Source organism: Nostoc sp. DedVER02, assembly GCF_034530675.2.
In the GTDB taxonomy this organism is placed as follows: Bacteria; Cyanobacteriota; Cyanobacteriia; order Cyanobacteriales; family Nostocaceae; genus Nostoc.
Window position 1 is genome coordinate 52,843 of record NZ_JAVRCP020000011.1, and the last position, 26,681, is coordinate 79,523.

Here is a 26,681-nt window from a genome sequence, read left to right on the forward strand (position 1 = left end):
CGTTAAATTCTGATCCATTTCAGGATATGAGGATCTTTGTCATAGCGGTAGGTAAAGCCGTCTCTAGCTACGATAGTCTCTCCTTTGCTTGCCTTACTTCTAATAGTGTTAATGGCATAGGAAGTTAATTCACTCATTTCTTTATGAGAAAGACCTTCGCTGAGAGTTTTTTCAATCAATCTTGCGGATTTATTTTGGTATTCATTATTAGATAAGCTGTCTGTAGTAATGAGAGTAGTTTCAGTCGAGTTCTGGGTAATTCTTTTTTGGTTTCGATAATCTTGAATACTCACAAGTTGCCAACTAGAATCTTGTGAAAGTTCCAAAACCCATTGATGATAATCAAATAAGCTTTCTCTATGTCCTACACTAATAAATGTTGTTTTGGTTTCTTGCAATTGTTGATATAAATTTCCTTCATTTTTCAAATCCAAGGCACTTGTCGCTTCATCTAATATGGTGAATCTGGGATGAGTAACTAACAAGCGTGCGAAAGCTAGACGTTGTTGTTCTCCTAGCGATAGTATGTTTTCCCAAGGAACTTCTGTATCAAAACCTTCAACTCGACTTAGTAAGTTTTGCAGGTTTACTTGTTGCAAAATATTTTTGATTTCTGCATCGGTCATTTGACGATTTGTATTAGGGTAAAGTAACTGTTCGCGCAGAGTTCCCAAAATAATGTATGGACGTTGGGGCAAAAATAAGACTTCTTCTAAAGGAGGTCGCACCAAACGACCAGTACCCGCATTCCATAAACCAGCGATCGCTCTTAATAAAGAACTTTTACCTCGACCACTAGGGCCCACAATTAATAAACCCTCTCCCGGCTGAACAGAAAGCGATAAATCTTCGACAATCACCTGTTCATAGTCAGGCGTTTGTAAAGTAACATGCTCAAAAGCTAGTTGCCTTTCTTCTATTGTTTTAATCGTACTGACATTTTCCGGTTGTTTAGTCACTGCTTGTAGCGCATTTGACAGTTCAACTAAACGCTCAACATAACTAGAAAATCGTCCTGAAGTAGCAAATTCTCTAATTACTTCAGCCATAGCCGTAGCAAACAGATTACAAGCTAAACTGGCTTGGGCAATTTCTCCAAATTCAATTTCGCCTTTAATCTGTAAAGGCCCAAATACTATAAATGGAAATATTTGAATAATCGCTTGATATCCTCTATTAAAAATATCTTGAGTTACTTCCCAATTAATCTTACGTTTAGCACTTTTAATAATATTATTTAATCTGCGTACTATTATATTTAATTCTTGTTTTTCTCCTCGAAAGAAAGCTATTGATTCAGCGTGATTACGAACATGATTGACACTATAATTATAATCCCCCTGATGTTCGAGTTCCTGTTGTTTAATCTTATTTAATTCTTGAGCTAAATAAACAGCAATTAAATTACCTATAACTGTATAAGCTACCAATACAACTGCTACCCAATAGGAAAGAGACCAGAGAATTACTAAAAAAGTTATCATTTCCAGCATTTTTTCTAAGAAAGTAGCCGAAAAAGAAAGAGCATCTCTTGTTAAAGGTTCTATTTCTTGGGTTATTCGTTGATCTGGATTATCAATATCGGATTTAAAGTTAATTTTATAATAGGCACGATTACTCAAATATTTATCTAAAATTCGGTCGTTTAGCCATTGATACCAATCAAGAGCGATTTGTTTTCTAACATATCTAGTAAATCCTACTAAGAACGTTACGCAGACAAGAGCAGCACCATAAAGCCATAATGTATTAGTAAATTTATTTAAATCTTGCTCTTCAGTAATGATATCTAGCAAAAAGCGGTTAACAAAGCTATTAAATGCAGTTACACCTACGAGCATTATGATTAATAATACTAGGAGAAGAAGCATTCCCCATGTACGGATTACATCTGAAAATGTTCTGCCGTTTGCCTCGGTAGGATACAGGAAAGACCCGACGATCGCTCTGACATTCCCCCAAAAATCATTAGCAGGTGAAGAATCATTTCTTGAGGATTTACCAATCACAGTTGTAGCTTGCATCTCTAAAAAATAATGGCTTGGCTAGTTAGCATTAAAGACTAGGAGAAAAAAGTCATAATTGATTCTTATTTTTTATCAATTGAGAAAGTGTTCTCCTGACTCTTTAAATTGTTGAAGTTTTGAACTATTTTCACAGTTTCCTATTCAAAGATACCATTTTTCCATAATTCTAAAACTTCTTGAGCAGTAAAATAACGTTCTTTTTCAGTGGCAAGAGATTTGATAACAGAACGCATCTTCTCGTACTGTTTTCTAGGTTGAGGATTGTGTAGTTGCTTTTCAAATAGATATTGGAAATTACTAACTCCACTCCATTTGCCAAATACAACATCTATTTTGTTATGAGGAAATATTGCATAGCTTTTGGGATCGCGCAACAAAGAATTGACATGAATACCTGATTCGTGACGTTGTGCAGTTTGAGAATAAGGGGCGGCGGGGCGAATCCCCATTTGCTCGATGTAATTAATCACTGCGGCGATCGCATCATAGTTAATCCCCTCTACTTCAATACCGAAACGGACTCGCAAACCATTTAAAACTTGCTCGATCGCCACATTTCCGGCTCGTTCTCCCAAACCACAAAATGTCCCCGATACTAAAGTGGCTCCCGCCATGAGAGACTGAAGAGTATTTTCTAAAGCCAAGCCCATATCGTTGTGATAATGTACTCCCAAGGCTACCCCTGCGGTAGATTGGAGCAAGTCGTTAATCCAGATATAACTCTTTTCTGGAGTGAGAACCCCCACCGTATCACACAGTAGAAAGTGTTCGATATAAGGACTGCATGAGCGAATACATTGCACTAAATAGTCAAAATCGGCTCTAGAAGCATCCTCAGCCGCAAAATCTACTCTCAAACCTGCGACTTTTGTAGCATAGTGTAGATTTTCAACAATGACATCAAGAGCATCTTGACGAATTCTATTGATTATTTGAGATGAGATATCATCATCAATGGTTTTATCTTGAAATTCGCTCATCAGGCGAACTTGGGGATTTCGCAAAAACAGCAGGCGATCGGAAACAGCATGGAAGAGAATAATGCGCTTAACTCCGCACTCTTTCGCTAGATCGATATACTGCTTTCCCATCATCGTATCAGCAGTAATTAGTCCATCCCATCCTTCTAAGACTAATGATTTGACTAACTCTGCTTCTTGTTCGCAAACACTTGGCATGATGGCAAATCCATCAATTCCTGTTTGAGCAATCAGACGAGCAAGTTGGTGTTTGGTTGGGTAAGAGAAGAAAATACCTACTTGTTGTTCTCCATCCCGCAGAGTTTCATCGGAAATTTTAATAGGAATTTGCATTTTTTTATACCACTCCAAAATTAAGAAAGTCAGGTTAATAATTGAGAGCGATTACTTTTTTGGCCTCTTGCATCACCGTTTGTAGTTGTGTGGCTAATACTTTGACATTGGGTTCATAAAGCATTCGCCCATGATTCCCAGGTATAGAAATCACCTTGACAGGCTTTTGAGCATAGGTTTGCCATCTCCAATCAGGTAAATCGTAATCAGAAAAAGCTTGGAGTTCTCGCACAACAATTTCATGCACTTCTTGAGCGCGGAATAAAACAATCGGTGCAGAAATTGAATGCTTAGGCTGATAATTGGCATAATTGAGCGTTAGCACTTTCATCACCTGCATATTGGTTTTTAGTAAGTCAAGGGTCGAGTGTTCCGGTAGGACGTTATATCTGTATAAATACTCTGCTGCCAAATTCCAACGGGCTTGGTCATCATTTTGAGCAGCTAAATCAGTGTATTTCAAACCAAAAGAAACTCCCTTTAAAGCTTCAATTCGTTGGAGTAATTGCCAAATCCAATCAATCTCTGTTCTATTAGTTAAATGTTCGGGACAAGAAACTAATCCAGAGTCTAAAATAGCCAAGAATTCTATTTTTTCGCTTTGCTGTTCCAGTTGCAAAGCCATTTCAAAAGCAACAGCACAACCTGATGAGTATCCTACTAGTATGTATGGACTTTGGGGTTGTTGTTGGTGTAATACCTCAATCAGTTGGCTTGCATGAAGTTCTACTGAATTTGGAAGTGGGTTGAGTCCATCTCTTCCTGGAGTTTCTAGCCCATAAACTGGATGCTCATTTCCTAAATTGGTAGCCAAATCTTGAAAATAAAAGCCATGTCCGTTTGCACCAGGAAGACAAAATAGAGGAGTTGCATTTCCTTGAGGTTGGAGTAACAGTAAATCTGGATGGGATTGTTGCACTCCTGTATTAGAAATTTGTTCGGCTAGTTGATCAATAGTAGGGTTCTGAAATAAACTACTCAAAGCAAGTTGTTGCCCAAAAACCTGTTGAATATTATTGAGCAATTTGATTGCTAATAAAGAATGTCCGCCTAAGTCGAAAAAGTTGTTATAAATGCCAATTTCTTGACGTTCGAGGACAGCAGACCATAATTGCGCTAGTTTTTGTTCAACTTCGTTGCGTGGTGCTGTATATAAACCTTGAATCTCAAGATTAGGTGTAGGTAAAGCTTTACGATCAATTTTGCCATTGGGAGTTAAAGGTAACTCATCCAACACCACAATCTGAGCAGGAATCATATAATCAGGTAGTCGCGATCTAAGATAATTTTTTAATTCGATAGATAAATGATTGGTGATTCCCGTTACGTATGCAATTAAACTCTGATTGGTTTCTGTTTTATATAAGATGACAGCAGCTTCTTTGACTAATGGATGTTGTAATAAAAGTGATTCAATTTCACCAAGTTCGACTCTAAAACCACGTAATTTAATTTGCTCGTCAATCCGACCGAAATATTCTAAATTGCCCTCAGCATTCCATCTTGCTAAGTCACCAGTTTTATAAATTCGCTCAGTTTTACCAAATAATTCAATTTCAATAAATTTTTGGGCACTAATTTCTGGACGGTTGAGATAACCTCTAGCTAAACCAACTCCTGCAACGCATAATTCTCCTGGTATTCCTGGCGGTAATGGTTGATTATGTGCATCCAAAATATAAATGCGGAGATTGGGAGATGGTTTACCAATTGATGGTTTTTTGCCGTTAGGTTGACAAAGTGCGTTGCCATTGGCCAGCGTAGCTATCGCTACAATAACTGTACATTCTGTCGGCCCGTAGCAGTTATAAAAACGTCGTCCTGTTCCCCACTGGCTAACTAATTCAGCCAGACAAGCCTCCCCACCAACACCTATAGATTGTAAATTGCTGAGAGTTGCCTTTGGTAATATAGCTAAAGCTGATGGAGGTAAAAATATATGAGTAATTTTGTGTTGGGTTAAAAAGTCAACTAAGGCTTGACTTGGTAATAAACTTTCTTGATGGGCTAAATATAAACAAGCACCTGCCGATAAAGCAGTCGCAATTTCACCAATAGACAAATCGAAACTAAAAGAACCAAATTGAAGCACACGGCTATGGGGTTGCACTTGAAAGGTTTCAACCCAGCCCAAGGCGAGATTGACAATGGCTTTATGCTCGATCGCTACACCCTTCGGTTGTCCCGTCGAACCAGAGGTGTAGATAACATAAGCTAAATTATCAGCTGTAATTTGAGGATTAGGATTATGGGTTAATTCTTCAGCAAAAACTTCCTCATCTAAACAAATAACCTGGTGTTTAAGTTCAGTTAGAGGTAATTTATCTAATAAAATATTTTGGGTTAGCAATACTGATATCTCAGAATCTTCTAACATGAACTGAATCCGTTCTGGGGGATAATTAGGGTCAATCGGTACATAAGCTGCGCCAGTTTTGAGAATACCGAGGACACCAATAATCATTTCTAAAGAACGTTCGACAGAGATACCAATCAAGGTGTCTGGCTGAATTTGATAATTGTGAATTAAATAATTAGCTAATTGATTAGATTTTTGATTAATTTCTTGATAAGTTAAAGTTTGAGATTCAAAAAAGACAGCCTGATTATCGGGATTTTTCCTAACTTGTTGTTCAAATAAATCAACTAAAGTTTTATTTTTAGGATAATCAGTTTGCGTTTGATTCCAGCTTTGAAGTTGTAGCAGTTCGGCTGCTGTCATCAAAGGCAAAGTGTGAATTGGTTGGTTGGGATTATCAATAATTCCCTTGAGCAGAACTTCAAACTGTTCCGCCATTCTTTGGATAGTAGCTTTTTCAAAAAGGTCGGTGGCGTATTCCCAAGAACAATTTAGCTGGTTGTCATATTCCATCACCATCAGGGTTAAATCAAACTTGGCGATCGCACCCTTCACCCCCAGCCATTCAATCTCTAACCCTGGTAAACTCAAGTCTGGACTTTCGTTATTTTCCAGCGCAAACATTACCTGAAATAATGGGTTATAGCTCATACTGCGTTCTGGTTGTAACTTTTCTACCAGAACCTCAAAGGGGATATCTTGATGAGCGTAAGCATCTAAACAAGTTTGGCGCGTTTGTTGGAGAAACTCGATAAAACTTTGTTCGGGATTAATTTGGTTACGCAGTACTAAAGTATTGACAAAAAAGCCAATTAACCCTTCTGTTTGACTATGTGTGCGGTTGGCAATAGGAGAACCAATACATAAATCGTTTTGGCGGCTGTAACGAGATAGTAGAATATTCAAAGCTGCCAACAGAGTCATAAATAGGCTTACGCCTTGCTGTTGGCTGAAATTTTTAACGGCAGCACTTAACTCTGGCGTGAGAGAATAAAGAAAGCGATCGCCTCGATAACTTTGCTGTGATGGACGAGGATAATCTGTAGGCAATTCGAGTAATGGCGAAGCATCACCCAGTTGATTTTTCCAATAGTTAATCTGCTTTTCTAATACTTCGCCTTGTAACCAATTTCTTTGCCAAGCCGCATAGTCGCTGTATTGAATAGCCAAGGGAGGAAAGTTTGGGGTTTGACCTTGGGTAAAAGCAGTGTAAGCTTGCCGTAACTCACGCACAAATACCCCCATTGACCAGCCATCACTGATAATGTGGTGCATATTTATGAGCAATACAAATTTACGCTCTTGCAATTGCAATAGTTTGGCTGTAAATAAAGGGCCAGTATTTAAGTCAAAGGGTTGTTGTGCATGAGCATTGATTAAATGTTGTAAATATTGACTTTCATCTAAGTTCCGGCAATCTTGTACGGCTAAAACTTCGAGTTCGTCTAAATTACGCAGCGCAATTTGGGGTTGTCCGGCGACGGTGGGAAAATATATCCTCAGACTCTCGTGGCGATTGAGTAGATAAGCCAAACTAGAACGCAGGGCATCAATATTTAGGCTGCCGTTCAGTTGTAGAGCGATCGGCATATTATAAGTAGCTGATGGCCCTTGGAGTTGTGCTAATAGCCATACGCGTTGTTGAGCAAAAGAAAGCGGCTTGGGAGAGTCAGCACTTAAAGTAGGAATTTCTTCTGTAACGGCAACTTGCGTCTTAGCTGCTTTCAAGAAAGCTAGAATTTCTGCTTTGTTGGCTTGAATTTCTTGCTTGAGTTCATCTGTTAAGGCATTTTTGCTAGTACGAATCCGTAACTTATCATTTTCAGCCCAAATTTTGCAGCCTAGATTCTGCAAACGAAGCATTAAAGAAACTATTGGCTGATTTTGTGTCATAGTCATAGTTCAATTTCCTCTTCGTCTGAGTTTAAAGGTTGCATATCTGCGCTGGACAAATTAACCCAAATGTAGCTATCTATATAACTTGCCAATTCGCTGAGAATGGGAGAATCAAATACTTGACGTAGTGGTATTTCTACGTTGAAAGTGTCGCGGATGCGGTAGCACAATTGAGTGGCTAATAATGAATGTCCCCCCAAGTTGAAGAAGTTATCTTGTCGGGCTACGGCTTCATATTTGAGTAGCTTTGCCCATAGTTGAGCCAGCAATTTTTCTGTCTCTGTTACAGGTAATTCAATATCTGTGGCTGCCACTGCTGCACCTGGCGCAGGTAAAGCTTTGCGGTCTACTTTGCCATTTGGTGTTAGTGGCAGTTTTTCTAAAACAAGAAAATGGTTAGGAATCATATAATCAGGCAGATTTTTTGCCAGTAAATCTCGCCATTCTTCTAATAACTCTGGAGCAACTTGATTGATGCGATATTGTAACGGTTGATTGGCGTAATGTTGCCAAGGTTTCAGTCGCCAATTTTCTCTTTGATTGAATCTTGGTATTGTCTCTTGTTCCGGGATATTTCTTTGTAAAATAACATCGTAGTAAGCAAACCCTGTGGAACTATATTGAATAAAAGGCGTATAAGGTAAATCTCGCGTTAAAGTGCGGAATACTTCGGGTTCTATGCCTAATTTGATTTGTGAAATTACAGCTTTTAAATCTGCAACATTCCCCTCTAATTGAGGAATGTTTTCCAACAATGCCATTTCTAAAGTTAGACGGGCATTCGGAATATCTTTAATCCTTAATAAATCTGGTTGCTGAGTTGCTAAAATTTTCTCGATAGTTGCCAAATTTAACTGTTGTTCTTGCCAATCTAAGCATTGGGATTCTGCAACAGGAGTATCTGTACCATCCAAATATAAAACCACATCATAACGAAAACGGCTCATTTCCGTATGGCTGTAACCCCGTTTCAATTGAATTTCTACGTGACTAATCCGAGGAAATTTTTGTTTAATAGCAATAAATAAATCAGGGTCAATTAGTAATTCGCCTTCGGTACGGATGCTTTTTTGAATCTGTTGGCGCAAGTCCTGAATTGATAATTCATCAGGGGCGCGATAAAACTCGACTGCCGTATGGAAAGCTTCTAATAAATTGAGATTTCGCACATCTCCTATAAATATTTTTCCTTGAGGACTTACAGTTTTGATAGCACCTTCAATTACTGATAACAAGTAATCCAAAGACGGAAAATATTGAATTACAGAATTTATAATTACCAAATCATAAGCATTTGTTTCAATGCCATCAAACTGGTTGGCTGCCCTAGTTTTTAAGGTAACTTTATCATTGATAGACTGCTGTTTTAGATATTGTTCAATATACTGCAATCCACCTGATGAAAAATCTGTGCCTAAATAATGCTGACAATGAGGTGCAATTTTAAACAATAACATTCCTGCCCCGCAGCCGATTTCCCATACCTGTTGAGGTGCAAGTTCTAAAATTTGATCGACGGTTGTATCTCGCCATTCTTGCATTACAGTTTTGGGATAAGGATTTCCGGTATAGCTGTTAATCCAGCTAGCTAAATTCAGGGTAGGATCGTCTTCTGGGTTTTGTTGTTGATAGTACGCATCATTGAAAATTTGTTGCCATAATTCTACTTGTTCACCTTGGAGGTATTTATCCTCTGTTTGTGCGGGGACAATATAGGCGAGTAGACGGCGATCGCTTTCGCTTTCTTCTCGAACTAAAACAACCGCTTCCTGAATTTTGGGGTGTTTGAGTAAACATGCTTCAATTTCACCTAATTCAATACGGAAACCCCGCAATTTGACTTGGCGATCGATCCGCCCTAAATATTGCAGATTACCATCGGGTAGCCACCTAGCTAAATCACCAGTTTTATAAATTCGCTCAGTTTTTCCTAATAATTCCAATGTGATAAATTTTTCGGCGGTTAAATCGGGACGGTTCAAATAGCCTTGTGCTAAACCTGCGCCAGCAATGCACAATTCTCCTGGTATTCCTGGGGGAAGGGGTTGATTGTAATTATCTAAAATATAGATGCCAGTGTTGGCGATCGCCTTCCCAATTGATAACACAGACCCTTGAAAATTTTTGTATTGCTCAAAAGTATTTACCTGATAGATATCTGACCAAATAGTAGTCTCTGTTGGGCCATAAAGATTCCAAAGTTCAGCACTTCTTTCTAGTAGTTGATAAGCAAGTTCCCAAGTTAATGCTTCACCACCGCAGTAGATTTTTAACTGGTTTGAACCTTTCCATCCTGCGGTTAACAACATCCGCCAAGTAGCTGGAGTAGCCTGCATAATAGTAGCAGCATTGTTATGTAATTGTTCTGCTAACTGTAAACCGTCAGAGGCAATTTCTCGACTAGCTAGAATTATTTTTGCACCTACGATTAGAGGTAAATAAATTTCCAGTGCAGCGATATCAAAAGATATAGTTGTGATAGCCAAGAGAGTATCAGACGCAGTTATTCCTGGCTTGTCTTTCATTGAATATAAGAAATTAGTCAATGAGGAGTGACAAATTGCCACGCCTTTTGGTCTTCCAGTCGAACCAGAAGTGTAAATTACATAAGCCAAATCATCAGGACTACTATTTATCTGAGGATTATCTGTAGGTTGTTGAGTCCATGTTTGTTCGTCTAGAAATAGTAATTGGCAGTAGTTGTTAAACTTTTCTAAGGGAAGTTGCTTTCTAATAGATTTAGTTGTTAATAATACTGCTGCATCACTATCTTCAAGCATTAAATGAATGCGTTCTTGGGGATAACTCGGATCGATTGGCACATAAGCCGCACCAGCTTTAAGGATAGCCAGTAAACCAATTATGGTTTCTAAAGACCGTTCAACACAAATACCAATTAGAGTGTTAGGCTGAATTTGGTGATTTTGAATTAAATAATGAGCTAGTTGATTAGCTTTTTGATTTAGTTGTTGATAAGTAAGTTTCTGTTCATCAAAAACAACAGCGATATTATTTGGAGTTTTCTCCACCTGTGCTGCAAATAATTGATATATGCACAAATCTTTAGGGTAATCTGCGTCTGTTTGATTCCAAATTTGTAGTTGTTGGCTTTCTGCTGGGGTGATGATGGGTAGCTGATAAATCGGCTGTTGCGGATTTTGGGTAATTGCTGTCAACAAGACTTCAAAATGTCCCGCCATGCGTTTAATTGTTGATGCCGCAAATAAATCTGTGGCATATTCCCACATACAATGTAGTTGCTCGTCCCTTTCACACAAATCCAGCAATAAATCAAACTTGGCAAATGGAAAACTTTGTTCCAAATATTGAATATCTAGCCCTGGTAAACTAACATTTACTCCCGCCCCCGCTGCGTTTTGCATCACCATCATCACTTGGAATAATGGATTATGGCTGAGACTGCGTTCTGGTTGCAGTTGTTCTACCAAATACTCAAAGGGAATGTCTTGATTAGCATAAGCATCTAAGCAAGTTTGCCGAGTTTGTTGCAGTAATTCACTAAATCCTTGCTCCGGCTTGATTTTGCTCCGCAATACTAAAGTATTGACAAAAAAGCCGATTAACCCTTCTGTGTAGCTATGGGTGCGGTTAGCAATCCCAGAACCCACACACAAATCATCTTGGCGGCTGTAACGTGACAGTAAAATATTGAAAGCAGTCAACAGGGTCATAAATAAACTCACCCCTTGTTGTTGACTAATAGCTTTAAGTTTCTGAGTCAGTTCTTTGCTCAAACAATATTCTTCACGCTCACCTTGGTAACTTTGCTGCGCTGGACGAGGATAATCAGTAGGTAACTCCAGCAACCGAGGCGCATCACTTAATTGTTGTTTCCAATAATTTTCCTGGCTTGATAAACTCTCCCCTTGTAACCAACTGCGCTGCCAAGCTGCATAATCGCTATACTGAATCGGTAACGGTGATAAGTTGGGAGTAGAACCCACAGCATAAGCAGTATAAGCCTGTCGCCATTCGCGCTTAAATACACCCATTGACCAGCCATCACTGATAATGTGGTGGATATTAATCAGTAGGATATTTTTCTGTTGGCCGAGTTGCAGTAGTTTAGCTCTGAACAGGGTGTCAGTATTTAAGTTAAAAGGTGCTTGAGCATGGGTATCGGCTAACTTTTGTACAGTTTCCGCTTGTGTTTGAGAATCGAGTGCTTGTAAGTCTGCAATTTCTAATACTTCTATATCTTCGATATTTCTAATTACTACTTGGGGTTCTCCCTCCAAAGCAGGGAAATAAGTGCGTAAAGTTGTATGGCGTTCCAACAAATAGGTTAAACTCTGGCGTAAAGCTTCTACATTTAAGTTGCCATCAAGTTGGAGTGCAAAGGGCATATTGTAGGTAGCAGAAGTTCCTTTACCTTCAAGTTGGGCGAGAAACCAAAGTCTTGATTGGGCAAAAGATAGAGTTTTTGGCTCATTTTCTGCTTGGGGCGTAATGGGAGGTAAAGCAACACTCGCAGATGCTTTGTCAATTTCCCGCGCCAACTCAGATAAAACACTTTGCTCAAATATCTTACGGACGGATAATTCAACGCCAAAGCGATCGCGAATTCGGGCAATTAATTGAGTTGCTAACAGTGAATGTCCACCTAACTCAAAGAAGTTGTTAGAGCGACCAACAGATTGAATTTTTAACAACCCTTGCCATAAAGTAGCTAGTATTTCTTCTGTAGGAGTTACTGGTATTTCTAACTCAGTGAAAGCGTCTGTATTTGGTGCTGGTAATGCTCGCCTATCTAGTTTACCGTTAGCAGTCAGAGGCAACTGTTCTAAAACCATTATCTGGCTCGGAATCATATAATTAGGCAGACGATTTTTCAGGTATTCTTTAACTTCAATCTCTAAATTGATGGATTTTTCCGCCGCCGTAATATAGGCTAATAGCCTGGAATTATTATCAGTTTTATATAAAATTACAATAGCTTCTTGAACTAATGGATGTTGTAATAAAAGTGATTCAATTTCACCGAGTTCAACTCTAAATCCGCGTAATTTAATTTGCTCGTCAATCCGACCGAAATATTCTAAATTGCCCTCAGCATTCCATCTTGCTAAGTCACCAGTTTTATAAATTCGCTGAGTTTTACCAAATAATTCAATTTCTAGAAATTTTTGGCTAGTAATTTCTGAACGGTTGAGATAACCTCTAGCTAAACCTATTCCTGCAACGCATAATTCCCCTGGTATTCCTGGCGGTAATGGTTGATTATGTGCATCTAAGATATAGATGTGTACATTAGATATTGGTTTACCAATTGGTGGTTTTTTTCCATTTGGTTGACAAAGATAAATAGCCGCAGTCACAGTTGATTCTGTCGGGCCATAGCAATTGTATAAATTTTGTTCTATTCCCCACTGACTAACTAATTCAGCAGGACAAGCTTCTCCGCCCACAGTGATACATTGCAAATCGGGAAAACTTGCTTTTGGTAAGACTGATAAAGCTGAAGGTGATAAAAGGCTGTGAGTAATTTTATGTTGGATTAAAAAGTCAACTAAGCTGTCGCCTGGTAATAAAGTATCTTTATTTCCTAAATATAAACAAGCACCTGCGGATAAAGCAGTCGCAATTTCACCAATAGACAAATCGAAACTAAAAGAACCAAATTGAAGCACACGACTATGGGGTTGCACTTGAAAAGTTTCAATCCAACCCAAAGCTAGATTAACAATGGCTTTATGCTCAATCGTTACACCCTTCGGCATTCCCGTTGAACCAGAAGTGTAGATGACATAAGCTAAATTGTCAGGCGTGATTTTCTCAAAAATATTCCTTTGCGTCTCTGCGCCTCTGCGTGAAACATTATCCAAACAAATAACGTGGCAAGGCTTATCTAAGTTATCTAAATGTAATTTATCTAATAGAAGACTTTGGGTTAATAATATCGATATCCCAGAATCTTCTAACATGAACTTAATCCGTTCTTGGGGATAATTAGGGTCAATCGGTAGGTATGCTCCGCCAGCTTTCAGGATACCAAGTACACCAATAATCATTTCCAAAGAACGTTCGACAGAGATACCAATTAAAGTATCTGCCTGAATTTGGTAATTGTGAATTAAATAGTAAGCTAATCGATCGGCTTTTTGATTGAGTTCTTGATAAGTTAAAGTTTGAGATTCAAAAAATACAGCCTGATTATCGGGATTTTTTCTAACTTGTTCTTCAAATAAATCAACTAAAGTTTTATCGTGGGGATATTGTGTTTGAGTTTGATTCCAGCTTTGTAATTTATGACGCTCATCCTCTGTCAGCAAAGATAAACTATTGATTGGTTGCTTCGGGTTATCAATAATTTGCTTGAGTATAACTTCAAAATGTCCCGCCATTCGTTGGATAGTTTCAGCCTCAAACAAATCAGTTGCATATTCCCATTCTCCGGTTAAACCTTGAGGAGTTTCTCGGAAAATTAGCGATAAATCAAACAGTGTCGTGGTATTTTCCCACTCAAAACGGGAAAGAGTTAAGCCAGGAATTTCTAGTTTCTCTGGAGTTCCACTTTGCAAGCCAAAAGCGACTTGAAATAGAGGATGATGAGAAAGCGATCGCTCTAATCCCAATTCATCAACTAGCTTCTCAAAGGGTAAGTCTTGATGGTCGTAAGCATCCAGGGTTACTTGCTTCACCCGTTGCAGTAATTCTAAGAAAGTGGGATTTCCTTGCAAGTTGGTACGCAAAGCCAAAGTATTGACAAAAAAGCCTATTAATGGTTCTATTTCTCTACGGTTACGATTGGCGATCGCAGAACCAACAACAATATCCTCTTGTCCACTGTAGCGCGACAATAACAGCGCAAATACCGCCAGCATTGTCATAAACAGAGTAGTTCCTGACTCCTGGCTTAAACGCTTCAACTTCTGCGTCAAATCTCGATTGAGTTGCAAAAACTCACTCCGCCCCTTAAAGCTTTGCACTGATGGGCGTGGTTTATCTGTCGGTAATTCTAACAGTGGCGGAACATCTGCTAATTGTTTTTGCCAGTAATTAAGTTGGGTTTGCAGTACCTCTCCTTGTAACCATTGTCTTTGCCAATGAGCGAAATCGGCATATTGTAGAGGTAATTCCGGTAAAGGAGACGATTCACCATTACAAAAAGCTGTGTAAAGAGCGAACAATTCCCGGCGGAAGATATCCATTGACCAGCCATCGCAGACAATATGATGGATAACCAGTAAGAGTAGATGGGATTGTTCAGCTAATTGCAGCAACTTGACTCGCAGTAAAGGCGGGTTTGATAAGTCAAATGGCTGTTGTAATTCTGCAATCGCAAACTGTCGCGCCTTGCTTAAGTGATGTTCTGTTGGGACTTGTCGCCAGTCTAGCACCTGTAACTTTAGCTGCGGATGAGCGTCAATCACCTGTATAGGTGACTCATCGACAATAGAGAAGCTAGTGCGTAATACCTCATGACGTTGGATAATTGTGGCGATCGCTTTTTCCAACGCACTGACATTCAAAACTCCGCTAATTTCCCAGAAAAACGGCACATTATAGACACAATTTTCACCTTCTAATTGGTCAATAAACCACAGCCTTTGTTGAGCAAAAGACAGAGGAAGAAGTTGTTCCCTTGATACAGGAGTAAGAAGCGGCGATTTCTGTTGCTTCTTCAGTTTTTGTAAAACTAATTCTCGTTTTTCAGGTGATAGAGATTCAAGACGTTTTAATAAGTCACTCATAATAATTCGTAATTAAAAACTCTGTCTTGAAAAGTTTCCTACGCCGGGAAACCCGGCTTCGAGGAACTTTTCGCTGCGTAACTTTGCGCTGACTCCGCGCACCTTTGCGTTGAAAAAATCCTCACGAAACTAACTCTTTCCTCACCTCTTCCTCCGATAACTCATCCACCTCCGCCAAAATCCTCGCCAAATCATCATTTTCTACTTGCTCATTCACTTTTTGCGCTAGTTCAGCAATAGTTGGATTTTCAAACAAATAACGTAAAGGAAAATCTAAAGTAAAAGCCTCTCTTAAGCGAGAAACAACTTGAGTAGCTAATAAAGAATGTCCTCCTAACTCAAAAAAGTTATCGTGAATTCCCACTTGTTTTAACTTCAAAACTTCTGTCCAAATTGTGGCTAATTCTTGTTCAATTGGTGTATGAGGAGCAACAAAATCAACCTCTCTATTTCTTTGATCGCTGTCAGGAGCAGGCAAAGCGCGGCGATTGAGTTTACCATTAGGAGTGAGAGGAAATTTATCAAGAAATACCAAAGCAGCAGGAATCATATAATTTGGTAGCTTTACCTTGAGAAAGTTTCGTAAAGTGCCAGTAGTTAGTGAATCATTGGTTGCTACCAAATAGGCTACTAATAATTTATTTACTGGTTCATCTTCCCGTGCAATGACTACAACTTGTTTGATATCAGGATGTTGAACTAAAATCGCTTCAATCTCTGCTAATTCAATGCGAAAACCGCGAATCTTTACTTGTGTATCAATTCTACCGATAAATTCTAGATTTCCATCAGGTAGACGGCGGACTAAATCTCCTGTTTTGTAAAGGATATCTCCTGCAATAAAAGGATTAGGTATAAATTTTTCACTGGTTAATTTTGGTTGATTTAAGTAACCTCTAGCTACACTTGCACCACCTACATAAAGTTCACCAGAAATACCAATTGTAACTCTGTTTAAATTATCATCTAGTATATAAACTGTTCTATCGCCGATGGGTTTACCAATAGGAACTGAATGGACATTTTCAGTAAGTTTTTGAGGAATCGGATAACAACAGGTAAATACTGTACATTCAGAAGGCCCATAGCCATTAATTATTTTGGTTTCTGGTAATAGTTCTAAGGCACGTCGAACATGATTTACAGAAAGAGCTTCTCCCCCAATGAGTAGTTGTTTAACACCTAATAATCCTGACGGTATTGTATCAATCATTAAATTGAATAAGGCGGAAGTTAGCCACAAGATATTAACTTTTTGTTCTTGAAGAATCTGGCTTAAGCCTTCTTGCGTAGGAATTCTTTCTGGATACAGTACACAACGCCCACCATAAAGTAATGGTGTCCAAAGTTCTAGGGCTGACGCATCCCAGGAAATCGATGAATGTTGCAGCCAAATCTGGTTTGCATCTAGTTGAATATAATCAACCCCAAACATAAAACCAAGAATGCTACGATGGGGAACTTCTGTACCTTTTGGTGTTCCTGTTGAGCCAGAGGTATAAATGATATAAGCTAAATTTTCTGGATTAACTTCACTGGGTAAATTATCTTGACTATATTGGCCAATAATTTCCCAATCTGTGTCAAGATTCACCACGGTTTGATTATTGAGTGGGAGTCTATTTTGTAAATGAGTTTGTGTTAATAAGATAGGTGCTTGTACATCTTCCAGCATGAACGCTAATCTTTCAGCAGGATAACCTGGATCTAGTGGTACATACGCCCCTCCCGCTTTGAGAATAGCTAGTATTCCGATTACCATTTCTAAGGAACGCTCAACACAAATTCCCACCCGAACTTCAGGTTTAACTCCTAGCGATTTTAAATAACGGGCTAATTGATTGGCACGGTTATTTAATTCCCAATAAGTTAAATGTTCTTGTTGATATGCAACCGCTATGGCATCGGAACTTTTTTCTACCTGTACTTCAAATAAAGCATGAATACATTTATAATTAATAGAATTATTTTCTTGATGGTTTTCTAATTTAATTATCTCTTTTTCTTCCTCTGCACTAAGTAAAGATAATTGAGAAATATATTGTTGTAAGTTATCTGCCATCCCTAACAGCAATGTTTGGAAATGCCCAATTATGCGGTTAATTGTTTCTTCATCAAAGCAGCTACTATCATAAACAATCCTGCCAGCTAGTTGTAAACACGGATTAATTACTACTGTAATGGGATAATTCGTGCGCTCAAAACAACTAAGATGACTAATTTCTAAAGTTTTTTCAGTTTCTTGTTTAGCAGAATTTAGCGGATAATTTTCAAAGACTAAAAGACTTTCAAAAAGTTGCGATCCGGTCGGTATATCACTTAATTTTTGAATCTCTGCAAGAGAAAAATAAGCATATTGTTCTTGTTCTAATGCTTGGGTTTGTAATTGCTTGAGCCAGGGTAATAATTCTGTTTTGGCTGTTATTTTTGTCCGTATTGGCAGGGTATTGATAAATAGCCCCACCATCGACTCTACTTGCTCAAGCTGCGGTGGACGACCGGATACAGTTGCACCAAAGACTACATCACTTTCTCCACTGTAACGAGAAATTAATAATGCATAAGCTCCCTGCACCAAATTATTCAAAGTTAAATGGTGCTGTCGCGCTGCCAATTGCAATTTTTCAGTTACCGTTTGAGATAATTGAAAACGTTGCTCTTTATATGTTTCTTTCTTCCTGTTACCTGACAATGAAGTGGGAGTTTCAAACCCTTGAAGAGTTTTTTGCCAAAAGTCCTTTGCTTGCTCAATATTTTGTTGTTGTAACCATTCAATATATTCTCGATAGGGGCGAACTCCTTGGAGACGTAAATATTCGCCTCGCTGATTTGCTTCATAAAAAGCCAAAACTTCTTTGAGGACAATCTGCATTGACCAGCCATCAAAGAGGATATGATGATGACTCCAAATAAATTGGTATTTCTGCTCTGTTAGCTGAATGATGGTAAAGCGCATTAGAGGTGCTTGAGCCAAATTGAATTTCTTTTGGCGATCGCTTGACAAAAACTCCTCTAAATGATTTTGTTGTTCATCAGGTGTTAAATGTCGCCAGTCCATTTGCACCCAAGGAAGATCCACTTGCTTACTCACCATTTGCAAGGGCTTTTCTATCTCTTCCCAATAAAAAGAACTACGTAAAACAGAATGTCGTGCCACAACCTGTTTCCAAGCTTTTTGGAAAGCAGAAAAATTCAATTCCCCAGAGAGAATGCAAAGTAACTGCTCAAAATAAACTTCCGATTCTGGTGCATAAAGGGTATGAAACAACATCCCTTGTTGCATCGGTGAAAGTTCATAAAGGTCTTCGATATTTTGCATAGTTACCCCTGGAAAGTTGACTGTTGACTGTTGGCTACTTGGTTTTGTTGAGTTTGGCTAGGAATTTATCAAGTTGTTTTTGATTGAGTTTGGCTGCTGAAAAGTCTGAAGGAGTATAGCTTTGAGAATCTTTTGTTTGACAGTGAGTAATTAAGATTTTTAATGCTTCGATGAATCCTGAAGCTAACCGTTCAATGGTGTCTCGTTTGTGAACTTTCTCGCTATAAGCCCAAGTCATTTCTAGTTTTCCTGCACGAATAAAGCCGCTTATTCCTAACAGGTGGCTGCGTTGATTAAGTAAGCTTTGTTCGGATTTTAATTCTTTAGCCAAACCCAAAACTTCAGATGCTTTCAGCACTTGGTCGAATTGTCCCAGGTAGTTAAAACTAACTTGTGCTGATGGTAGGGACTGCAATTTTTCCCGAATTGTCGTGTTTTCGTGCAAATATCGCAATACACCATAACCAATTCCTCGGTTAGGGATGCGCCGGAGTTGTTCTTTAATTGACTTTAAAGCCTCTCCTAGATGGTCAATTTCTCCTAGCTGTAAGCAAACAGGGAATAATGTTGTAAACCAACCGACAGTCAGGGACAAATCTACATCTTCAAATAAGTCTTCGCGTCCATGTCCTTCCAAATCAATTAACAAAGAACTTTCGCCTGTCCACTGGGCAAAACTTTCCAGTAAGGCAGTCAACAATACATCATTAATTTGAGTATTGTAAGCAGACGGTACATCTTGTAAAAGGCCGTGTGTTTGTTCTTCGTTTAAAGCAAGTGTCACAGAAGCAGTTGAGGCTACAGTGTTCTTTTCTTTACCAAATGTATAGTCTACTGGTAAAGCTGTGACTTGAAGGCTAGATTGACTCAGCCAGTAATCCAACTCTTTGGCAGCCTGTGTTTGGGCATATTCTGTTAAGCGATCGCTCCAATATTGCCAAGAGGTTGTTTTTGCTGGTAATTTAATAGCCTCACCCCGACTAATTTGTTGGTAAGCAGTAGCTAAGTCTTCCAATAAAATCCGCCAAGAAATCCCATCAACTGCTAAGTGGTGGATGATGAAGAGTAAAGAACTTGGTCTATCATTGCCTAATTGAAATAACGCGACTTTTGCGATCGCTCCCGTAGATAAATCTAAACTAGCTTGGAGTTCTCTATCTTTAGTTGCGATCGCAGTTTGCTGTTCTGCTGGCGAAAGCTGCGACAAATCAAACACGCTCAATGGTACATCCTGGGTAACGGCGTTAATTTGCTGCCATTCCCCTTCCTGGACAAACCGCAAACGTAAAGCATCGTGATGCGCTAACAATTGCTGAACTACTTGCTGCAATAGTTCAGGTTGTACATCTGACGGAACTTCTAGCAGTGCTGACTGATTGAAGTAATGGGGTTCGGGTAATTTCTGCTCGAAAAACCAATGCTGAATCGGTGTTAAGGCTACAGCACCAGTTACTAAGCCTTGTTCTGCGTTGATTTGACGAGTGATACCTGCTACAGTCGCTAACTCAGCTATGGTTTGATACTTAAATAGCTGTTTAGCAGCAATTTGAATACCTGCTTGGTTCGCTTTGGAAATTAACTGAATACTGAGAATAGAATCTCCACCCAGTTCAAAGAAGTTATCGTGAATGCCAACATTTTCGACTCTTAAAACTTCCGACCAAATCGCCACTAATTTCTCTTCTATCAGTGTGCGAGGAGCAATAAATTTATCTTCAGCACTGCGAGAAAATTCGGGTGTAGGTAAAGCGCGGTAGTCTACCTTTTGGTTGGGAGTCATCGGTATGCTTTCCAGCTGCATAAAGGCAGCCGGAATCATGTAATGCGGTAGTTTCTGCTTGAGAAAATCGCGTAATTCATTAGTGGTTGGTTGCGGTTTTTGGGTTACAACGTAAGCCACAAGCCGCTTTTGTCCGGGGGTGTCTTCATGTGCGATCGCCACAGCTTGCAATACTTGTGAGTGTTGTCTCAATACCGCTTCAATTTCACCCAATTCAATGCGGAAGCCGCGAATCTTCAGCTGATTATCAACTCTACCCAAGTATTCCAGCTTGCCATCCTTGCGGAATCTGACTAAATCCCCAGTTTTGTAAAGCCGAGATGATTGGTTTTCGTTTGCTCCCTTGCTCCCCTGCTCCCCTGCTCCCCTGCTTTGTAAAGCATTGGAGACAAATTTTTCGTTTGTTAACTCAGGACGTTGCCAATATCCCCTAGCTAATCCTGTTCCACCAATATGCAGTTCTCCTGGAACGCCTATCGGTACAGGTTGGTGATATCGATCTAAAATATAAACTTGAGCATTGCTAATGGGTCGTCCAATACTAACAAAGGTGGCTTCTGGGGTTAAGCGTTCTAATGTGGTGACTACCGTTGCTTCTGTCGGCCCGTAAGTATTGAATAATTCCGGTACTGAGGAAAGATGAGTAACACTACTGTGCCAATGCTGCACTTTTTCTAGTTGAACTGCTTCACCACCAATAATTACAGTTCTCAAACCTTCAAAAATGCGAGAATCTTGGGGCTTAAGTTCAGCTACTAACTGATGCCAGTATGCTGTCGGCAAATCCAAAACAGTTAACTGCCATTTTTGGCAATACCGCCAAAAATCCTCGCTGGAGTTGAGTATTTCTTCGGTGCGTAATACTAAGGTTGCACCGACACACAAACAAGGAAAAATTTCTTCAATCGATGTATCAAAGCAAATAGATGCAAATTGCAGAACTTTATCGCTGGCCTTAATGCCATATTCATCAATGGCGGTGATGACAAAATTCATCAATGAGCGATGTTCGATTGTTACTCCCTTGGGTTTACCTGTAGAACCGGAGGTGTAGATAATGTAAGCCAGGTTATTTAGTTGAACCCCGCTAATTGGATTGGTTGTACTTTGTGGCGCGATTAATTCCCAATCCGTATCTAAACAAATTATTTTTCCGGTATAACCTAGCAATTTATCTTGGAATTTATCTTGCGTCAGCAAAAAGCCAAGTTGCGTATCAGCAATAATTTCCGCAATTCGTTCTTGAGGATAAGCTGGGTCAAGCGGAACGTAAGCACCACCAGCTTTGAGAATGCCAAGTAAGCCAGCGATCGCGTCTAGGGAACGCTCAACGCAGATACCAACTAGGGTTTCTGGTTTGACTCCCAAACTTTGCAAATAATGGGCGATTTTGTTGGCGCGATCGCTCAATTCGCGGTAAGTTAATCTCTGCCCATCCTGCTCTACAGCTACAGCATCCGGTGTTAACTCTACCTGAGCCTCAAACAATTTATGGATACATTCATCAGTGGAATACTCTTTGTGAGTCTGATTCCACTCCATCAATAATTGCTGCTGAGACTGGGTTAGCAGTGATAATTCCGAAATTTGCTGCTCTGGGTTAGCAACAATCTTTTCTAGTAAATTTTGATACTGCTCTACCATCTGCTGGATTGTAGCAGCGTCGAATAAATCAGTGTTGTATTCCCAAATCGCTGTAATTCCTTCCCCTTCGCCATATTGCGGAATTAAAACAACATCTAGGTCAAACTTTGTTGATTTGTTGCTGAGGGCTACATTCGTTGTGATGTTCAAGCCTGGGAGTGTTAAGTCTGGCCGGGGAGAATCATGGAAGCTAAACATCACTTGAAACAGTGGATTATAACTCAAGTTCCGGATTGGCTTGAGAACTTCCACGACCTTATCGAAGGGTAAATCTTCGTTAGCAAAGGCTTCCAACGTGACTTGGCGGACTCGCTCTAGTAACTCCCCAAATGTAGGCTCGCCAGACAAATCGGTGCGTAACACCAAATTATTGACAATCATGCCAATTAGTTGTTCTGTTTCGCGCATCCGCCGATTGGCAACAGCTGTACCCACACACAGATCCTCTTGTGCGGTGTAACGGCGCAATACTATTAAAAATGCCGCCAGCGTGGTCATGAATAAAGTAGTTCCCTGTTGACGGCTGAGAACTCTCAAAGATTCGCACAAGGGAATAGGTAACTCTACCCTGATTTGAGTGCCATTGTAAGTTTGTTCTACTGGTCGGGAGCGATCGTAGGGTAATTCCAACAGAGGTGGACTGCCAGATAACTTTTGCTGCCAAAAGGCTAATTGAGCTTGGGCTTCCTCACTTTTCACCCACTCTCGCTGCCAATGGGCATAGTCGGCAAACTGGAGTGTTAATTCTGGTAGTGAGGAAGGCTTACCCAAACAGAAGGCTTGATAAATTGCGAGAAACTCATTTAAAAATACGTTGTTGAAAGACCAACCATCATGAACCATGTGATGTTCGATGTGGATTAACAGATGCTCTTGGTCGCTCAACTTCAACAATAACCACCTAACTAATGGCAGTTTATCCAAGTAAAAAGGTTTCTGCACCTCTGCGTCAAATAAACGCTGAATTTCGGCTTCTTGCTCGGACTTAGGAACGGTTTGGACATCTACTACTTTTAAGTTGACTGGCCAGGCTGGATGGATTACTTGAAATAAACGTCCATCTGCGGCGGGAAAAGTTGTGCGGAAGATTTCATGTCGGCGGACAATCTCACTGAGGCACTGTTCTAATGCTGCAATATTAAGTTGTCCAGTGAATCGCAAAGTTACCTGAGCTTGATAGGCGCTACCTTCCGGTGCTACTTCTTGAATGAAATGCACTCGCTCTTGAGCAAAGGAAGGTGGTAAGTATTCTGAGCGTGGAACTGGTTGGATTGCAGGACGTTGTAATTGCTGCTGGAGGTGGTTGGGCTGTTCAATCAGTTCAGCTAAACCCGCTATGGTGGGATTGGCGAAGATGTGGTGAAAGAATAACTCGACTTGGAAACCATCGCGGATGCGAGAAAGCATTTGCGCTGCGATTAAAGAATGACCGCCCAAATTGAAAAAATTGTCATTGATTCCTATCGGCTCTATTCCCAGTAACTCAGTCCAAATGCTGGCTAGTTTTTCTTCAATTGGGTTACGCGGTGCGACAAAGGTTTCTTCGAGGTCGGGACGGGTGCGATCGCTCTTTGGCAGATTTTGCCGATCTACTTTACCATTTGCAGTCAGGGGTAAAGAATCTAAAATCACAAATACCCCAGGAACCATGTAATTAGGCAGTTTTTCTTGAAGGAAGCCTTTGAGGGTAGCGATAATTGCTTCTGGCTTTTGATTCAGGACTATATAAGCAACCAGCCGTTTATCACCAGGAATATCTTCACGGGCAATTACAGCAGCTTGTTTGACATCTGGGTGTTGAATTAAAAGCTTCTCTATTTCATCCAATTCAATGCGGAAGCCGCGAATCTTTACCTGATTATCAACTCGCCCCAAAAACTCAATATTCCCGTCTGGTAAATAACGTGCCAAATCTCCAGTTTTATATAATCTGGGAAAGTGCTGAGTATAGTTTTCTCCTCTGCCCCTCTGCTCCTCTGCTCCTCTGCCTCCTGCTTCCGCAAACGGATTCGGGATAAATCTTTCTTTAGTCAACTCTGGACGGTTCAGATAGCCTCTAGCCAAGCCGTCGCCACCAATATATAATTCGCCAGGAGTCCCAATAGGAACGGGTTGCAAATGGCTATCGAGAATGTAAACTTGGGTATTAGCGATCGCTTTACCAATGGTTGCTTGAGTATCCCCTGCACTACATTCTGCAACTGTGGCGCAAACAGTTGATTCCGTTGGCCCGTAAGCATTAAAGAAACGCCGCCCTTCTGACCATTGAGCTATCAGCTTAGGATTACAAGCTTCTCCAGCAACGATGATAGTTTGTAAGTTTGGCAATTCTTCTAGTGGCAAAGCTGCTAGTGCAGTGGGTGGTAATGTGACGTGAGTGATTGAATGCTCGCGCAAAAATTTTATTAAATCTGCTCCTGGGCGCAAGGAATCTTGAGTTCCTATGTAAAGACTAGCTCCAGAACCCAAAGCCATTATAATTTCCCAAACTGAAGCATCAAAGCTAAAAGAAGCAAACTGAAGAACACGGCTATGTGGGTTTACATCAAACAATTTAATTTGTGCTTGAGCAAGATTGCATACGCCTTGATGCTGAATCAGCACTCCTTTGGGTGTTCCAGTTGACCCAGATGTATATATCACATAAGCGAGATTTTCTGCCGTCACATCGCTACGAGGATTTTCGTGACTCTGGTGCTTAATCTGTTCCCAATCACTATCTAAACAAACTGTCTTTACTCCGCTTGTAGAAAATTCCTCAACAAACTTCTGCTGAGTTAATAGCACTTGTACTTGTGAATCTGACAGCATGAACGATAGACGCTCTTTAGGATAGGTTGGATCTAGTGGGAGATATGCTGCTCCTGCCTTAAGAATCGCCAATAGTCCGACAATCGTTTCTAGGGAACGCTCAACACAAATCCCTACCAGAACTTCTCTTCCTACGCCCAAAAATTGCAGATAATGAGCTACTTTGTTGGCTCGGTGATTCAACTCTTGATAAGTAAGTTTCTGTTCATCGAAGACGACAGCAATATTGTCTGGAGTTTTTTCTACTTGTGCTGCAAATAATTCATGTATGCACAAATCTTTAGGATAATCTACCTTTGTATCATTCCATTTCACTAAGATTTTGTGTCTTTCTTGCTCAGTTAAAACAGACAAATTATGATTATTATGAGTAGAACTGCTCGCCATTTCTTTCATAAATTTTATATATAAAATAATAAATTAGTAGTTTTATTTTTCATTAAGGGAGTGGCTGATTTTGCCTTTTATAGCTGATATTGCAACGGTTCTTGGGGAGGCTAAATAGTTTTTGCCTGTGGGATCGCCACTGCGTCCTTTAAAATTACGATTGGTTGCATAAATCCCCGTTTCTTCTTTGTCTAAAACCCCAATTCCCGAATTAATACAAGCTCCACAACCTGACTTAAGAATTTGTGCGCCTGCTTGGGTAAAAATGTCGAGATAGCCCAGTTTTTGGGCTTGTTCTCTAATTTCCACGCTTGCTGGAACAATAAACAAATTCACCCCATCTGCCAGTTGACGACCCTGCAAAACTTCAGCAGCCTGAGCCAAATCGTAGAGTTTGCCACCTGTACAAGAGCCAATAAAAGCTTTGGTAATTGGAATTTCTTCTAACTCACTAATCGGGACTACTCGATCTGGTTTTGGAGGACGAGCAACTTGCGGTTCTAGATTACTGAGGTCAAATTGATACACTTTTTCGTACTCAGCATCAGGATCGGCAATAATTTCTGTAAATTCTTGGTTAGAGCGACTTTTCACATAATTTCGCGTCGTCTCATCAGGCACAATCAACCCACAGATAGCACCACACTCAATGGCCATATTGGCTAGAGTCAATCGTTCATCAAAAGGTAGTTGTGAGAGAATTGACCCGCGAAACTCCATCACTTTACTAGTAGCACCAGCACAGCCGATTTGCCCCAGAATAAACAGGATAATATCTTTGGCACTGATATGGGGAGGTAGCTTTCCAGACAAATCGAATACTAACGTTGAGGGAACGCGAATCCACATATCCCCCATTGCATAGATATTCGCCATATCTGTAGTTCCGACCCCGGCAGAAAAAGCTCCTAAAGCTCCGTAAGTGCAGGTATGAGAGTCTGTACCAGCAATTATCATTCCTGGTCTGACAAATCCTTTTTCTGGGAGTAAGACGTGACAGATACCCGCAGCTTCGCCTGGGGAAACTATATCAAATAAATGACAGCCTTGCTCTTTAGCAAACTCAATCATTTCCTCATACATGACATAGGCTTTGCGATCGCTACGGATGTCATTAACTTGGATAAAGTGGTCTGCTACTAAAACTACCTTTTGAGCATCCCACAGCTTGGCTTCTTCTCCGTAGTGTTTGTAAAATGTCGTGGCGACAGGCCCAGCCACAGCATCATGAGATAAAGCTAAATCGACCTGAGCAAAAACCACTTCTCCGGGAAGGACGTAGTTATTACCAGAGGCTTTAGCCAAGAGTTTTTCCACTAAAGTCATAGGTCGTTTGGGAGTTACGCTTTGAGGAATGCTGATTTTTCTCTGACAACGCATTTGATTAAAAGGTATCAGTCCACCTGTTTGGGCGATCGCATCTACTACAG

The 26,681-nt window shown here is 40.0% G+C and carries 7 protein-coding genes; all 7 read right to left on the bottom strand.

Features of this window, described 5'->3' with window-relative positions:
• Positions 1–2: 2 nt before the first annotated feature.
• The 7 genes from RMZ41_RS13605 to RMZ41_RS13635 all read right to left on the bottom strand — a co-directional run bounded on the left by RMZ41_RS13605 (position 3) and on the right by RMZ41_RS13635 (position 26,631).
• Positions 3–2,024: an ABC transporter ATP-binding protein/permease gene (locus RMZ41_RS13605; protein ID WP_322642339.1), complete on the bottom strand. Its 2,022-nt coding sequence runs from the start codon at positions 2,022–2,024 to the stop codon at positions 3–5.
• 140 nt (positions 2,025–2,164) lie between these two features.
• Complete coding sequence (locus tag RMZ41_RS13610) at positions 2,165–3,340, bottom strand: 2-isopropylmalate synthase (protein WP_322642340.1); 1,176 nt, start codon at positions 3,338–3,340, stop codon at positions 2,165–2,167.
• 34 nt (positions 3,341–3,374) lie between these two features.
• On the bottom strand, positions 3,375–7,598 hold the full coding sequence (locus tag RMZ41_RS13615; protein ID WP_322642341.1) for an amino acid adenylation domain-containing protein: 4,224 nt from the start codon (positions 7,596–7,598) through the stop codon (positions 3,375–3,377).
• A complete protein-coding gene (locus RMZ41_RS13620; protein ID WP_322642342.1) occupies positions 7,595–15,310 on the bottom strand; it encodes a non-ribosomal peptide synthetase in 7,716 nt (2,571 codons plus the stop codon). The genes RMZ41_RS13615 and RMZ41_RS13620 overlap by 4 nt, the downstream gene beginning before the upstream one ends.
• Before the next feature lie 121 nt (positions 15,311–15,431).
• Positions 15,432–18,629, bottom strand: coding sequence for an amino acid adenylation domain-containing protein (locus RMZ41_RS13625; protein WP_322642343.1), 3,198 nt, complete (start codon positions 18,627–18,629; stop codon positions 15,432–15,434).
• 34 nt (positions 18,630–18,663) lie between these two features.
• Positions 18,664–25,260, bottom strand: a complete 6,597-nt coding sequence (locus tag RMZ41_RS13630; protein ID WP_409875284.1) for an amino acid adenylation domain-containing protein — start codon at positions 25,258–25,260, stop codon at positions 18,664–18,666.
• 33 nt (positions 25,261–25,293) lie between these two features.
• Positions 25,294–26,631 (bottom strand): 3-isopropylmalate dehydratase large subunit, encoded by a 1,338-nt coding sequence (locus RMZ41_RS13635; protein ID WP_322642365.1) that lies wholly within the window; start codon positions 26,629–26,631, stop codon positions 25,294–25,296.
• Positions 26,632–26,681 lie beyond the last annotated feature (50 nt).

Bases quoted from the DNA above. Each gene is read 5' to 3' on its own strand.
- RMZ41_RS13625 (WP_322642343.1), bottom strand. From the start codon at position 18,629: ATGCAAAATATCGAAGACCTTTATGAACTTTCACCGATGCAACAAGGG.
- RMZ41_RS13635 (WP_322642365.1), bottom strand. From the start codon at position 26,631: ATGCGTTGTCAGAGAAAAATCAGCATTCCTCAAAGCGTAACTCCCAAA.
- RMZ41_RS13620 (WP_322642342.1), bottom strand. From the start codon at position 15,310: ATGAGTGACTTATTAAAACGTCTTGAATCTCTATCACCTGAAAAACGA.
- RMZ41_RS13605 (WP_322642339.1), bottom strand. From the start codon at position 2,024: ATGCAAGCTACAACTGTGATTGGTAAATCCTCAAGAAATGATTCTTCA.
- RMZ41_RS13615 (WP_322642341.1), bottom strand. From the start codon at position 7,598: ATGACTATGACACAAAATCAGCCAATAGTTTCTTTAATGCTTCGTTTG.
- RMZ41_RS13630 (WP_409875284.1), bottom strand. From the start codon at position 25,260: ATGAAAGAAATGGCGAGCAGTTCTACTCATAATAATCATAATTTGTCT.
- RMZ41_RS13610 (WP_322642340.1), bottom strand. From the start codon at position 3,340: ATGCAAATTCCTATTAAAATTTCCGATGAAACTCTGCGGGATGGAGAA.